Origin of the sequence: Thiopseudomonas acetoxidans, from assembly GCF_030362935.1 — a bacterium.
GTDB lineage: Bacteria > Pseudomonadota > Gammaproteobacteria > Pseudomonadales > Pseudomonadaceae > Thiopseudomonas > Thiopseudomonas acetoxidans.
In genome coordinates this window covers 382370-395124 of record NZ_JAUCDY010000001.1, presented here as the reverse complement: position 1 = coordinate 395124, position 12755 = coordinate 382370, and the positions used below count along the sequence as shown (strand labels likewise).

Annotated in this window: 14 protein-coding genes and 1 other RNA gene; 5 read left to right on the top strand and 10 right to left on the bottom strand. The window is 49.8% G+C overall.

Going from position 1 to position 12755, the window contains the following annotated elements; genetic code table 11:
- Window positions 1–8 precede the first annotated feature (8 nt).
- The 8 genes from mraY to rnpB all read right to left on the bottom strand — a co-directional run bounded on the left by mraY (window position 9) and on the right by rnpB (window position 7982).
- A complete protein-coding gene (mraY, locus tag QEZ41_RS01995) occupies window positions 9–1091 on the bottom strand; it encodes a phospho-N-acetylmuramoyl-pentapeptide-transferase (protein ID WP_289409684.1) in 1083 nt (360 codons plus the stop codon).
- Window positions 1091–2467, bottom strand: a complete 1377-nt coding sequence (locus tag QEZ41_RS01990) for a UDP-N-acetylmuramoyl-tripeptide--D-alanyl-D-alanine ligase (RefSeq protein ID WP_289409683.1) — start codon at window positions 2465–2467, stop codon at window positions 1091–1093. Before QEZ41_RS01990 ends, mraY begins: the two co-directional genes overlap by 1 nt.
- Window positions 2460–3929 carry a UDP-N-acetylmuramoyl-L-alanyl-D-glutamate--2,6-diaminopimelate ligase gene (locus QEZ41_RS01985; protein WP_289409682.1) on the bottom strand — a complete coding sequence of 490 codons (1470 nt, stop codon included), beginning with the start codon at window positions 3927–3929 and terminating at the stop codon, window positions 2460–2462. Before QEZ41_RS01985 ends, QEZ41_RS01990 begins: the two co-directional genes overlap by 8 nt.
- Complete coding sequence (locus tag QEZ41_RS01980) at window positions 3929–5647, bottom strand: peptidoglycan D,D-transpeptidase FtsI family protein (RefSeq protein ID WP_289409681.1); 1719 nt, start codon at window positions 5645–5647, stop codon at window positions 3929–3931. Before QEZ41_RS01980 ends, QEZ41_RS01985 begins: the two co-directional genes overlap by 1 nt.
- Window positions 5644–5937: a cell division protein FtsL gene (gene ftsL / locus QEZ41_RS01975; RefSeq protein WP_289409680.1), complete on the bottom strand. Its 294-nt coding sequence runs from the start codon at window positions 5935–5937 to the stop codon at window positions 5644–5646. The genes QEZ41_RS01980 and ftsL overlap by 4 nt, the downstream gene beginning before the upstream one ends.
- Window positions 5934–6875 (bottom strand): 16S rRNA (cytosine(1402)-N(4))-methyltransferase RsmH, encoded by a 942-nt coding sequence (gene rsmH, locus QEZ41_RS01970; RefSeq protein ID WP_289409678.1) that lies wholly within the window; start codon window positions 6873–6875, stop codon window positions 5934–5936. Before rsmH ends, ftsL begins: the two co-directional genes overlap by 4 nt.
- Window positions 6876–6877: 2 nt before the next feature.
- Window positions 6878–7333 carry a division/cell wall cluster transcriptional repressor MraZ gene (gene mraZ, locus QEZ41_RS01965; protein WP_289409677.1) on the bottom strand — a complete coding sequence of 152 codons (456 nt, stop codon included), beginning with the start codon at window positions 7331–7333 and terminating at the stop codon, window positions 6878–6880.
- Window positions 7334–7626: 293 nt separating this feature from the next.
- Window positions 7627–7982: RNase P RNA component class A (gene rnpB / locus QEZ41_RS01960), an RNA gene on the bottom strand.
- Window positions 7983–8176: 194 nt separating this feature from the next.
- Here rnpB and tesB point away from each other — a divergent pair.
- The 5 genes from tesB to QEZ41_RS01935 all read left to right on the top strand — a co-directional run bounded on the left by tesB (window position 8177) and on the right by QEZ41_RS01935 (window position 11573).
- Window positions 8177–9064, top strand: a complete 888-nt coding sequence (gene tesB, locus QEZ41_RS01955; RefSeq protein ID WP_289409676.1) for an acyl-CoA thioesterase II — start codon at window positions 8177–8179, stop codon at window positions 9062–9064.
- A 3-nt stretch (window positions 9065–9067) separates the two neighbouring features.
- The gene (locus tag QEZ41_RS01950; protein WP_289409675.1) at window positions 9068–9676 is read left to right on the top strand and encodes an HAD family hydrolase; all 609 of its coding nucleotides are present in this window, start codon (window positions 9068–9070) and stop codon (window positions 9674–9676) included.
- A gap of 13 nt (window positions 9677–9689) precedes the next feature.
- Window positions 9690–10433 carry a substrate-binding periplasmic protein gene (locus QEZ41_RS01945; RefSeq protein WP_289409674.1) on the top strand — a complete coding sequence of 248 codons (744 nt, stop codon included), beginning with the start codon at window positions 9690–9692 and terminating at the stop codon, window positions 10431–10433.
- 296 nt (window positions 10434–10729) lie between these two features.
- Window positions 10730–11212 (top strand): Lrp/AsnC family transcriptional regulator, encoded by a 483-nt coding sequence (locus QEZ41_RS01940; RefSeq protein WP_289409673.1) that lies wholly within the window; start codon window positions 10730–10732, stop codon window positions 11210–11212.
- Window positions 11213–11372: 160 nt separating this feature from the next.
- Window positions 11373–11573, top strand: a complete 201-nt coding sequence (locus QEZ41_RS01935; RefSeq protein ID WP_289409672.1) for a DUF2788 domain-containing protein — start codon at window positions 11373–11375, stop codon at window positions 11571–11573.
- Between the two features lie 3 nt (window positions 11574–11576).
- On the opposite strand, the gene QEZ41_RS01930 is transcribed toward QEZ41_RS01935, so the two are convergent.
- Both QEZ41_RS01930 and QEZ41_RS01925 read right to left on the bottom strand, forming a co-directional pair.
- Window positions 11577–12167 (bottom strand): rRNA large subunit pseudouridine synthase E, encoded by a 591-nt coding sequence (locus tag QEZ41_RS01930; protein ID WP_434556778.1) that lies wholly within the window; start codon window positions 12165–12167, stop codon window positions 11577–11579.
- 23 nt (window positions 12168–12190) lie between these two features.
- Window positions 12191–12655, bottom strand: a complete 465-nt coding sequence (locus QEZ41_RS01925) for a flavodoxin domain-containing protein (RefSeq protein ID WP_289409671.1) — start codon at window positions 12653–12655, stop codon at window positions 12191–12193.
- Window positions 12656–12755: the final 100 nt, after the last annotated feature.

Here is a 12755-nt window from a genome sequence, read left to right as displayed (position 1 = left end):
TTTATGTCTTACCTCAGTTTCAAGGTGGCTAAACCAATCAACACCAGCACCACGGTGACAATCCAAAAGCGCACAATCACGCGCGGCTCGGGCCAGCCCTGTAACTCAAAATGGTGATGAATAGGCGCCATGCGAAACACACGTTTACCGCGCAACTTAAACGAAGCCACTTGGATCACCACCGACAGGGTTTCCACGACAAACACGCCGCCCATAATGAACAGCACGATTTCTTGACGCACCATCACTGCCACTAAACCCAAAGCCGCGCCTAGCGCCAGCGCACCTACATCGCCCATAAACACCTGCGCGGGATAGGTGTTAAACCATAAAAAACCCAATCCTGCGCCCACTAAAGCACCGCAGAAGACAATCAACTCACCCACGCCCGGGATATAGGGAATAAACAAATAATTAGCAAAGGTTACGTGACCAGACAAATAGGCAAAGACGCCCAACGCACCGCCCACTAACACCGTAGGTAAAATCGCCAACCCATCTAAGCCATCGGTTAGGTTGACCGCATTACTGGAGCCGACAATCACAAAATAAGTCAGTACGACAAAACCAATCCCGAGCTGTAGGCTCACGTCCTTTAAAAACGGGAAAATCAACGCCGTCTCCGCCGGTAACTCAGCTAAGCTATAAAGCATAATGGCCGCGCCCAAACCAAATACCGACTGCCAAAAGTACTTCCACTTTCCGGGTAAGCCACGCGAGTCTTTTTCGATCACTTTACGGTAATCATCTACCCAACCAATCGCGCCAAAGAGCAAGGTGGTCACCAAAACTATCCACACATAGTGGTTGCCCAAATCGCCCCACAACAAAGTACTGATAGCAATACAGGCCAAAATCAGTGCGCCCCCCATGGTGGGCGTACCCGACTTGGACAAATGACTCTGCGGACCATCGGTACGTACCGACTGACCGATCTGCAAACTACGCAGCGTGCGAATCATCCAAGGCCCCAGCCACAGTGACATCACCAGTGCGGTTAAAATGCCCAGAATCCCGCGCAAAGTCAGGTACTGGAACACCGCAAAGCCTTTATGGTATTGCTGTAAATATTCAGCAATGAGTAACAACATCAGTACCCACCTTCTTTTTTATTTATTAGCGCAGCAACCACGTTTTCCATGGCAGCACTGCGAGAGCCCTTAACTAAATAGCTAGCCAAAGCCGGCGTTTTAGCTGATAGGAAAGCCAACAACTCCTGCTGGCTGGAAAAATGTTTTGCTTCGCCTTTAAAAGCGTTCACGGCTTGTTGAACGTGCTGACCTACACCATAAAGCGCATCCGCTTTACCCTGGGCATACACACCCAGCTGTCGATGCTCTTGTTCAGCCCACTCGCCCAACTCACCCATATCACCTAACAATAAAATGCGCTCACCCGGCATTTCTGCCAGCACGTCCATTGCGGCACGCATAGAAGCAGGATTGGCGTTATAACTATCATCAATGACATAGCAGCCATCACTCAACGCATGCACCATGCAACGTCCAGCTACCGGCTGCATCTGCTGCAAACCTTGGGCAATTGTTGGCAAATCACAATCCAGCGCAATTGCTGTGGCAGCAGCTGCCAAAGCGTTACTGACGTTATGCTCACCGGGCACAGTTAACTGCACCTCTATATCACCCGCAGGTGTGCAGAGCACAAAGCCATAGCAACCGCTGACATGCTTGGTTAAATCTTTGGCGTACACATCGGCCTGACTGTCTTCTTTAGCAAAGCTCAGCACATGATCCGCACTACTGCGCGCGGCCCACTGCGTAAAGGCGGCATCATCTTTGTTTAAAATGGCTGTTGCACTGGCATCCAAACCGTCTAGGATTTCACCTTTAGCCTTAACAATTTGCTCAGGCCCGCCGAACTCACCGGCATGCGCCATGCCAGCGTTATTGATGAGCACTACCTGTGGCTGAGCCAATGCGCGGGTATAAGCAATCTCGCCCAAGCGTGATGCACCCAGCTCAATCACTGCCCACTGATGTTGCGGTGCTAATTCCAGCAAGGTCATAGGCACGCCTAAGTCATTGTTTAAATTGCCGCGCGTCGCTAATACAGCCGCTTCACCCACAGCGACACGACCGATACTGGCGAGCATTTCTTTAACTGTGGTTTTACCGCTGGATCCTGTCAGCGCAACCAGCTTGCCCTTAAAGGCTTGGCGATTAAGTGCGCCAAGCTGCCCCAAAGCCAAGCGCGTATCGGCGACTATTAGCTGGGATAAATCACTATCTTCTTGCCAGGTGTCAACCACTGCCGCAACAGCACCTGCCTGCTCAGCAGCGGCTAAATACTCGTGACCATCAAAATTCTCACCTTGCAGTGCGACAAATAAATCACCGGTCTGCAAGGTTCGGCTATCGGTGTGCACGCGCTGAACCTGAACATCTGCGCCCAGCAAGTCGGCAGCCAAAGGGGCTTGTAATTCAGTCAGTGACCACGGCTTAAACATCGGTCACCTCCTTGGCTTGTAACGCGTGCTGCGCCTGTTCTAGATCGGAGAAGTGCGTACGCACGCCGTTAATTTCTTGATAATCCTCATGGCCTTTGCCGGCAATGACTACCACATCCCCCGGCTGAGCTTCGCCGATGGCATAAGCGATCGCTTGGGCACGCTCAGCTATTTCGCTGACTGCAATTTCGGCAGTTAACCCTGCTAAAATCTCTTGGCGAATTACCGCTGCTGCTTCAGTACGTGGATTATCATCCGTCACCACCAGCACATCGGCGTGAGTCTGCGCTACCTGCGCCATTAAGGGTCGCTTGCCTTTATCACGATCACCGCCACAACCAAACACCACCCACAAGCGTCCGCCTTGCGCCACGTGCGGACGAATGGCGAGTAGCACTTGCTGTAATGCATCAGGGGTATGCGCATAATCCACGACAACTAGCGGTTGACCTTCATGGGCTAACGCCTGCATACGACCTGCTGGGGCGCGCAACTTAGGCATCACCGATAAAATTTCACCCATGGCATATCCCATGGAGGACAGCGTAGCCACCACCGCCAATAAATTGCTTAGGTTAAAACGGCCCAGCAATGAACTGCGTAACCAAGCCTCACCCTGAGTGGTCACCACATAGGCTTGAATGCCATCCATGCCAAACGTAAATTGGCTGCAATGCACATGCGCGTCAGTGTTCTCAATACTGTAGGTTGTCAGCCCTTGCTTGGCATATTGCTGCGCCAGCTCTGCACCAAACGCATCATCTAAATTAAGGACGCGGGCGCGCAAGTTAGGCCATGCAAACAACTGTGCTTTAGCCTGTGCATAGGCTCGCATGCTGCCGTGATAATCAAGGTGGTCGCGGGTTAAATTGGTCAGCACCGCCACATCCATATCCACAGCCGCTAAACGTTGTTGCTGCAAACCATGGGAAGATACCTCCATAGCCACAGCGCCGGCGCCGGCAAGCTGGATATCAGCCAAGGCAGCTTGCAGCTGAATAGGATCGGGCGTGGTGTGTACACCTGCTTTTAATGCGCCTAAAAAACCATTGCCTAACGTGCCAATCACCGCACATTTTTCGCCCAGCGCCTCTAGTGCTTGCGCCAGCAACTGACTCACTGTGGTTTTGCCGTTAGTGCCCGTCACTCCAACCATGGTCAAAGCTCGGCTAGGCTCACCGTAAAAACGTCCGGCTATGGCCGATAGCTGTCCTTGTAAATCTTTAACGGGCAGCAACATAGCAGCACTGTCTTGAATATCCGGTGCGCCTTCACTTTCATAGGCCACCGCTGCTGCACCACGGGCAATCGCATCGGTGATATACAAGCGTCCATCAGCCTGCGCTCCCGGCACGGCCAAAAACAAGTCCCCGGGCTTGACCTGCCTGCTGTCTAGGGTCAGCTCACGAATAAGCACGCTGCTGGGTGCTTGTGGTAATAATTGATTTAAGGGCATTGGCATTAGCTGCGCCCTCCACGAACAACCTGACCTTGCTTAACAACTTGCTGCGCAAGGTTATCAGGGCGCACATTGAGCAGGCGTAAAGAGCCCGCCATCACGCGGCTAAACACTGGAGCAGCGACAACGCCACCGTAAAAACCACCTTCTCGTGGCTCATCAATAACAACCGCCACTGCTATGCGCGGCTCACTCACTGGACCGACGCCGGCAAATAAAGAACGATAGCTATCCTTGGTGTAACCACCGCTGGCTGCTTGTTTTTTGGCAGTACCGCTTTTTCCTGCCACATGGTAACCAGGTACGCGTGCGCGCACGCCACCGCCGCCTTCGTCTTCCACTACGGAGCGCAACATTTCCATCACTGTGTGACTAATGTCAGGCTCGATAATGGGAATCGAAGGACCTTGTTTTTCTTGCTGTAAAAATGTCAGCTGGCTGCTTTGACCGTTATTACCCAAGATGGCATAAGCATGCGCTAGCTGCACGGCGGTAATAGAAAAACCATAGCCATAGGACATGGCTGCAATTTCTGCCGAGCCCCAACGTCTGTAAGCAGGGAAGTAACCTAGGCTTTCGCCCGGAAAACCCAGCCCCGTATCCGTGCTGAAGCCCACCTGCTGCATCATGGTATAAATAGGCTCAGCGCCTATATCCAAAGCAATTTTACTGACCCCCACGTTGCTGGATTTTTTCAGCACGTTCGTCAGATCCAGCACACCGCCTCGCGATACATCACGAATTGTGTAGCGACCTACTTTCATCACTCCATTACCCACATCCACCGTGGACTGCGGTTGCCAGCGTCCCGTACCTAATGCGGCGGCAATAGTAAAAGGCTTTACTGTTGAACCCGGTTCAAACACATCCACCAGCGCACGGTTACGAATCGCTTCTGCGCTGTAAGTACTGCGGTTGTTAGGGTTATAGGTAGGATGATTTACCAAGGCTAATATTTCACCGGTTTTAACGTCCACAATCACCAGCGATCCGGCTTTAGCTTTAAATTCCTGCAGCGCGTTACGCAGCTCTCGATGGGCCAAATATTGCAAGCGCAAATCAATGGATAACGCCAAGGACTGACCCGGCTTAGCATTTTGTAAAACCTGCACATCGCGAATCACATCACCGCGTAAATTTTTCAATACCTGACGCTTACCCGGCACTCCTGCCAACCACTCGTTATAGGCTAGCTCTAACCCTTCACGGCCCTGTTCATCAATATCCGTAATGCCCACCAAGTGCGCCGTTACTTCACCAGCAGGGTAGTAACGACGAAAGTCTTCGCGCACATGAATGCCAGGAATACGTAAATCCTGCGCTGCTTGCCCGCGCTCAGGTGTCATAGAGCGCTCTAAGTACATAAACTCACGCTGAGCGTTTTTTTCAATCCGCTCGGCAAGGCTTTTTTCACTCTCGCCCAGCACTTTAGCCAGCTCAGACCAGCGCGATTTTTGATTAATCAGTACCTTGGGGTTGGCCCATAGAGTCACTACCGGCGTACTTACCGCTAACGGCTCACCGTTGCGGTCTGTAATAGTGCCGCGATGGGCAGAAATCGGTATGTTGCGCACACTACGCGCATCGCCCTGCTCAGACAAAAACTCATGCTGATAAATATGCAGCTGCACAATACGCGCCGTCGCTATGCTCGCCAAGGTAACAAAGCCCAGCAGGATTAAATGATAGCGCTTGAACCCGAACCCTTTTAGCTTGGTCATGGCGTCACCACCCTTACTGCCCCAGGCTCAGGAATAATCATATTCAAGTGCTCAACCGCCAAACTTTCAATGCGGTTATGTGCAGTCCAAGTACTGTGTTCCAACACCAGTCGACCCCAGTCGGCTTGCAACTTGTCTCGCTTGCTCATTTCTACAAACAAGGCATTGAGCATATTGCGACTTTCATTAGCCGCATAAGCCACCAACACTGCCGTTGAAATTACGGCGACAAACAGTACCAGCACAGCTACAGCGGCTAGGGATGTGTGGCGATATAGAGGCATACTCATCGTAATTTCTCCGCCACACGCATGACCGCACTGCGTGACCTTGGGTTTGCGCGAATCTCTGCTTCGCTGGCATAGCTTGGTTTACCCAACAATTTTAATTGTGGTTCAAACTTTTCCGGCATCACAGGCAGGTGTCTGGGCAAGTTATCGGGCTCGCCTTTAACTAAGCGACGCATAAAATTTTTAACAATACGGTCTTCTAAGGAATGAAAGCTAATGACAACTAAGCGTCCACCTATCGCCAAACTATCCACGGCCGCTTGCAGCCCCTGCTCCAAATCACCTAGCTCGTTATTAACCTGAATACGCAACGCCTGAAAAGTACGCGTTGCTGGATGCTTACCTTTTTCCCATGCGGGATTGGCTACGCTAAGTACTTCTGCTAAATCTGCAGTGTGGGTAAAGGGTTTTTCTTCACGACGTTTAACTACCGCGCTAGCCATACGTTTGGCAAAGCGCTCTTCGCCGTACTCTCTAAAAACCCGCGCAATGTCCTCTACGCTCGCCGCTGCAATCCATTGGGCTGCGCTCATGCCCTGACTGGGGTCCATGCGCATATCTAAAGGACCGTCTTGGTTAAAGCTAAATCCACGCTCAGCATCGTCCAGCTGCGGTGAAGAGACACCCAAGTCCAGCAAAACGCCATCAACCTGACCTTTCAACCCGCGCTCAGCCAGCTCATCATCCATCTGTGCAAAACTACGTTGCACAATGGCAAAGCGTGCATCCTGCTGCGCTAACTCAACACCTGAAGCAATGGCTTGCGGATCCTTATCAAAGCCCAACAAGCGGCCTTGTTCCGCTAATTTTTGTAGAATCAGTCGGCTGTGACCACCACGACCAAATGTGCCATCCACATAGCATCCGCTGGGCTGCACATTAAGTGCTGCAACAGCCTCATTCAGCAGTACAGTGATGTGGTTATATGGACTCGTCATGATTACAAAACCAAGTTCATTAAGTCATCAGGTAAGTAATCTGGCTCTTGAATAGCTGCCAAATCGCTTTCTAGCAACTCATTCCATGTGTCTTCATCCCAAAGCTGAAACTTATGCAGCTGACCCACTAGGATCACCCGTTTTTCCAGCTGGGCGTGTTCGCGCAAACGCGTTGGTATTAACAAACGACCGTTGCTGTCTAGGTCTAAATCCACCGCGCTACCTATCAGTAAACGGTTTAAACGGCGAGTTTCAGGGCGCAACGACGGCATACGACTCAATTCTTGTTCGATTCGTTCCCACTCATTTAAAGGGTAGATACACAGGCAAGGGTCAGCGAGATCAATGGTTATCACCAATTGACCCTCACTACGCTCATCAAGCTCTTCACGATACCGACTCGGCATCGCAAGGCGCCCTTTAGCGTCTAAATTGATTGCGCTGGTTCCTCGAAACACTGTTTTTACCCTTAGAAGGTTTGGCGAATTTGGAAAAAACCCACTTTTTCCCACTTTGCGCCACTTCCGCACACTATATGAATCAAAAGGGTAGAGCGTCAAGTTAAAACAGGCGAAAAACCCTTAACTGGCGGTAACTTAGGAGTTTTTGCTTATGTGTCACTGAATGCGAACCAGCTCTCATTTTGCCAAGCCATTGCAGCTCAACACGCTAGCATCGCAAGTTAAAGTGAATTATCAAGAGAGGCGTTTTTAACGTAAACGTCAGGGCAACTCACGTTAAGAAAAGAAGAAAGCAGAGTCAGTCGATAAGCCGGGTTCTGTCGTGAACAGTCATTCCTCTAGGACAGCCGTCACCGACTGCCTCAAGCAACCTACCCGAATCCAGCGCGGGCCACGCCGATGGATTCCTATTTGGTCTTGCTCCCAGCGGGGTTTACCTAGCCACGGACTGTTACCAGCCGTGCGGTGCGCTCTTACCGCACCTTTTCACCCTTACCGGCACTTGCGTGCTTAGGCGGTATTTTCTGTGGCACTTTCCGTAGACTCGCGTCTCCCAGGTGTTACCTGGCGCTTTGCCCTATGGAGCCCGGACTTTCCTCCCTTCCTTTATCAAAGATAAAGAAACAGCGACTGTTTGACTGACTCTGCTGCGCAAGGGTACGATTCCTTTGCTTTTTGCGCAACCTATATCAATAACACATACCTATAATAACAAGCACGCATGCACCCTGCGCCAGCTAGCCTAATAAAGGCTTCAGTAATATTTCACTTTACCCAGCTTTTCATGCATGCCGTGTCTGACTCAACAATACGTTTTTTTGCGCTCGGAGAGCCCATCGCATGAATGCAATCCTCAATACCTTAGTCAGTTTGCTAAATATGGAAACCATCGAAGAAAACCTCTTTCGCGGCGCTAGCCAAGATCTGGGTTTTCGCCAGTTATTTGGCGGCCAAGTTTTAGGTCAAGCCCTTTCGGCGGCCAGTAAGACAGTCGACTCAGCACGGCAAGCCAACTCATTACATGGCTATTTTTTACGTGCCGGCGATCCAAACAAACCGGTGGTCTACCAAGTAGAACGGGTGCGCGATGGCGCAACCTTTAGTACAAGGCGTGTAATGGGCATTCAAAATGGTCAGCCTATTTTCGCTTGCAGCGCATCTTTTCATATCCATGAAGAAGGTTTCCGCCACCAGACCTGCATGCCTGATGTCCCGCCCCCAGAAGAGCTCATTCCCGAGCAAGACTTAGCACCACAGTTAGCGCAGGCGCTGAGCGAAGAAAAGCAAATCAAAATGTTGCGCGACAAGCCCATTGAAACGCGTGCAGTTCAAGTACTTGACCCGTTGCACCCAGAAAAAAGCGACCCTATTAAGCAAGTCTGGTTTAAAGCCAACGGTGCATTGCCCGATGACCCAGCGCTGCACAAATACCTGCTGGCTTACGCTTCTGATTTTGGTCTATTGACTACCTCGCTACTGCCACACGGTGCATCGATTTGGCAGCCGCAAATGCAGGTTGCCAGCCTCGACCACGCCATCTGGTTTCACGAAGAAGTGCGTCTCGATGACTGGCTGCTCTACTCAACGGACAGTCCTTGGACTGGAGGCGCTAGAGGCTTTTCACGCGGCAGTATTTTCACCCGTGACGGCAAGCTGGTAGCCTCGGTTGCGCAAGAGGGTCTTGTTCGCGTACGTAACGACTGGCTCAACAAAAGCTGTGCGGAGTAAAATATGAAAGATTTTCTACAACAGTGCCAACACTGGGTATTTGATATGGACGGCACCCTGACCCTTGCCGTGCATGACTTTGAACACATCCGCCAGCAGCTAGACATCCCGCCGACTGCCGATATCTTAGAACACCTAGCCAGCTTGCCCACAGCTGAAGCACAGGCTAAGCATGCATGGCTACTAGAGCACGAGCATGAACTGGCTGCTAATTCGCAGCCGGCACCAGGGGCACACGAACTGGTAACCCAATTACATCAGGAAGGCCGCCAACTGGCTATATTAACCCGCAACGCACACAGCCTTGTTGAAGTGACGCTGGAGGCCATTGGTTTGAAGCCGTTCTTTCAACCACAAAATATTTATGGCCGCGAACAGGCACAACCTAAGCCCAGCCCTGATGGTATGCTAAAGATCGCACGAAACTGGCAGGTCTGCCCCAGTAAGCTTATTATGGTTGGCGACTTTCATTTCGACTTAACCAGCGCCAAACACGCAGGCGCACGCAGCATTTTAGTAAACACGCCAACCAATCTTTGGCCTAAGCTCACTGACTTATACGTGCCTGATTGCTTCGCGTTGCTGAAGCAGGTTAAACAACCCACTGGATAACAGAGGCTCAATAATGAAGAAGGTGTTTTTGTACTCTGCTGCACTGATCTTCAGTTGTTTGACCTCTTTAACTCACGCACAACAGCCTAAAGAGCTGATCATTGGATTTGATGATTTCCCACCTATCACTTACGTCGATGAGCAGGGCCAAAGCCAAGGTACTGCGCTCAATTACGCGCAACAAGTGCTTGAAGAATTGGGTTACAGGGTTAAGTTTCGCGCCCTGCCTTCTGCTCGCTTATATAAGGAGCTTATCAGTGGCAAAGTCAATATTTGGATGGGCGCTCTGGGCAAATCCGAATTAAAAAACCACATACTAGAAAGCCGTTACAGCATTGAGCAAATAAACCTTGCTCTTTACTACCCTTTAGAACAAGTGACACCAAACTTACCTTACGACTTAAAGAATAAAAAAATCATTACCATTAAAGGCTTTAGCTACTGGAAAGTGAATACTTGGCTCAACGACAAAGATCTCAACATCAAGGTTATTCAAGCCTCATCACACACCTCTGCCATTGCAATGCTACTTAAAAAGCGCGGAGACTTTTTGCTCAGTTACCAGGAACCTATGTCTTTCACCCGACAAGCTCTTGGCATTGAAAGCCTGCAACTCCCTTTTATAGTGCTGCAGAAAATCCCTTTAAGCTTTATTTTATCTAAACAAACCCCACACGCGCACAGCATCATGCAAGCCATTGACGCCCACCTGGCCCAATCAGGGCTGCACATCCTAGAAACAGAAAAGGAGCCTTAAGGCTCCTTTAATCTGTGTTCGGCGGTAAACAATGTGTGTTGCTGCCTGTCTACAACTGCTAGGTAAGCTGTTGCGCGCCAATTAAGTGATTGGGTAAACCGCTTAATGTCTAAACCCTCGGTAAAGGATTTCTCATCTGGCTGAGCATGCCCTGAACATGAGGCTAGTATAGATTAATTGCACAGGTTAATTATTGCTTAGTGTGCAAAAAAAACACCCTTAGCAACAACCAATTGCACAAACACAACAAATAACGCAATATAATCCCACAAGCACATCAGTCCTCGGCATTTATTATGGAAAAACTAGACAGATACGACATTCTCATCCTTGCTGCGCTACAAAAGGATTCCAGCATCTCCAATCAAGAGTTGGCCGACCTTATTAGCTTATCTCCCTCCCCTTGCTCTAGACGAGTGAAACAGCTGGAAGAAAGCGGTTACATTCAACGCCAAGTCGCTATTCTGGATCGCAAAAAACTAGGTCTCACCCTAACAGCCTATGTACTGATAGGCATGGATCGCCATACGCCTGAACGCTTTGCCAACTTTCAAAAAAAAATTAGCCAATGTCCCGAAGTGCTCGAATGCAGCTTAATTACGGGCATGGAAGCTGATTACCAACTCAAGGTAATAGTGCCCGACATGGACCACTACCAGAAATTCTTGCTGGAAAAACTTACGCGCATCGAAGGCGTTACCAGTGTACGTTCCAGCTTTGTGCTAGATCACATACAATCCACCACCCAGCTACCGCTCGAACACTTAAAAAACTTTTAAACTTTACGCAATCAGGATTAGCGAAATATGCAGCTTTAATCCTATTGCCTCGTTCGGTAGGCTGGTTTATTTCTAACTTAACGGTTTGAAGGGCTAGCAGTAGGCTGGCTGCTCAACTTTTTCTCTCTTATTTTTTCCGACAAAAGAGCGAGTAATTCTAATGGAAACCGAGGTATTTGAAGAACTCATGGTGACGTTTTTAGTCTCTGGGTTGATTTTATTTATGGCGTTTATTGTTTGGGATTTGGCAAAGAAATCTAAAGCCGGTCGTTTTGGCACCGCGGTATTATTTTTCGCCCTCGGCCTAGGTGTACTTGGTTTTATTATTAAAACCGTACTGATGGCCGTATTGGATCTGTAAAACCTAGCGACTCACAGATTCATGCCGCCACTGCCCCAACGCTAAACCCGCCAATGACCACTGTCCAATTCGCACCCTTACCAAACGCAAGGTAGGCAGCCCTACCGCTGCGGTCATTCGTCTAACCTGACGGTTTTTGCCTTCACAAATAGTTAGCTCCAGCCAGTGCGTTGGAATACTCTGACGAAAACGTACCGGCGGATTGCGCGGCCATAAATCAGGCTCATCTATTAAACGCACTTGAGCAGGTAGGGTCAGTCCATCTTTTAGCTCAACACCGGCCGCCAGCTGCGCTAGCTGTTCCGGTTGCGGCACACCTTCCACTTGCACCCAATAGGTTTTACTGAGTTTGTATTTGGGCTCGGCGATACGCGCTTGTAATGCACCGTCATTGGTCAGCAACAGCAATCCTTCACTGTCACGATCCAGTCGTCCTGCTGGATACACATTAGCCACATCAATAAAATCCTTTAGCGTTGGTCGCCCTTGCTCATCCGTAAATTGTGTCAACACACCATAGGGTTTATTAAACGCTATCAATACAGCAGCTTCTTGGCGCGTTAACCTTCGTTTTGCTTTACCAGCGCCGACCACAGCTTTTCTATTGCATCTATCCTTCACACCGATTCCCAAGCAGTTAGCTCAGCAGCAAAACGTTCAACCCAAGGCTCGGAGTCCTGCGCTTGGGTTACAGTTTCACTGGCATCCAAACGTAACATCTCCTGCAGTTCAACCAAGCCTAAAAGCCCACACAGCTCATGCAATTGCTCACCTGCAGCACAAAAGGTTTCACCATAACTGGAATCACCCAAAGCAATAATACCTGCAGGACGACCTGCCCAGCTCGGCAAGCGATCTTCTAACTGAACAGTCAAAAGCTGTAATGCCGGCGGCATCTCGCCCATACCTGTGGTTGAACTGATAAACAGCAAAGCCTGTGGATCCGCTGCTACCAACTCATCCAACTGCCATTGTTGCTTATACTCCACCTCGATTCCTGCTTTAAGCAGCAGCTCCACTGCGTGATAAGCCACCTCTTCTGAGGTACCAAAAACGGTTCCTGAAATAACGACTAACTTCACTGTCTTCCCTCTCTTTACTTATTCTGTATTTGACAAAATAACTTTAAGTTTCTTTACTGCATGCCTGCGTAGCTGGTTAAACAGCAGCGCCACATACAAA

Coding starts and splice junctions, on each gene's coding strand:
- mraY (WP_289409684.1), bottom strand. CDS start 1,091: ATGTTGTTACTCATTGCTGAATATTTACAGCAATACCATAAAGGCTTT.
- QEZ41_RS01990 (WP_289409683.1), bottom strand. CDS start 2,467: ATGTTTAAGCCGTGGTCACTGACTGAATTACAAGCCCCTTTGGCTGCC.
- QEZ41_RS01985 (WP_289409682.1), bottom strand. CDS start 3,929: ATGCCAATGCCCTTAAATCAATTATTACCACAAGCACCCAGCAGCGTG.
- QEZ41_RS01980 (WP_289409681.1), bottom strand. CDS start 5,647: ATGACCAAGCTAAAAGGGTTCGGGTTCAAGCGCTATCATTTAATCCTG.
- ftsL (WP_289409680.1), bottom strand. CDS start 5,937: ATGAGTATGCCTCTATATCGCCACACATCCCTAGCCGCTGTAGCTGTG.
- rsmH (WP_289409678.1), bottom strand. CDS start 6,875: ATGACGAGTCCATATAACCACATCACTGTACTGCTGAATGAGGCTGTT.
- tesB (WP_289409676.1), top strand. CDS start 8,177: ATGAATGCAATCCTCAATACCTTAGTCAGTTTGCTAAATATGGAAACC.
- QEZ41_RS01950 (WP_289409675.1), top strand. CDS start 9,068: ATGAAAGATTTTCTACAACAGTGCCAACACTGGGTATTTGATATGGAC.
- QEZ41_RS01945 (WP_289409674.1), top strand. CDS start 9,690: ATGAAGAAGGTGTTTTTGTACTCTGCTGCACTGATCTTCAGTTGTTTG.
- QEZ41_RS01940 (WP_289409673.1), top strand. CDS start 10,730: ATGGAAAAACTAGACAGATACGACATTCTCATCCTTGCTGCGCTACAA.
- QEZ41_RS01935 (WP_289409672.1), top strand. CDS start 11,373: ATGGAAACCGAGGTATTTGAAGAACTCATGGTGACGTTTTTAGTCTCT.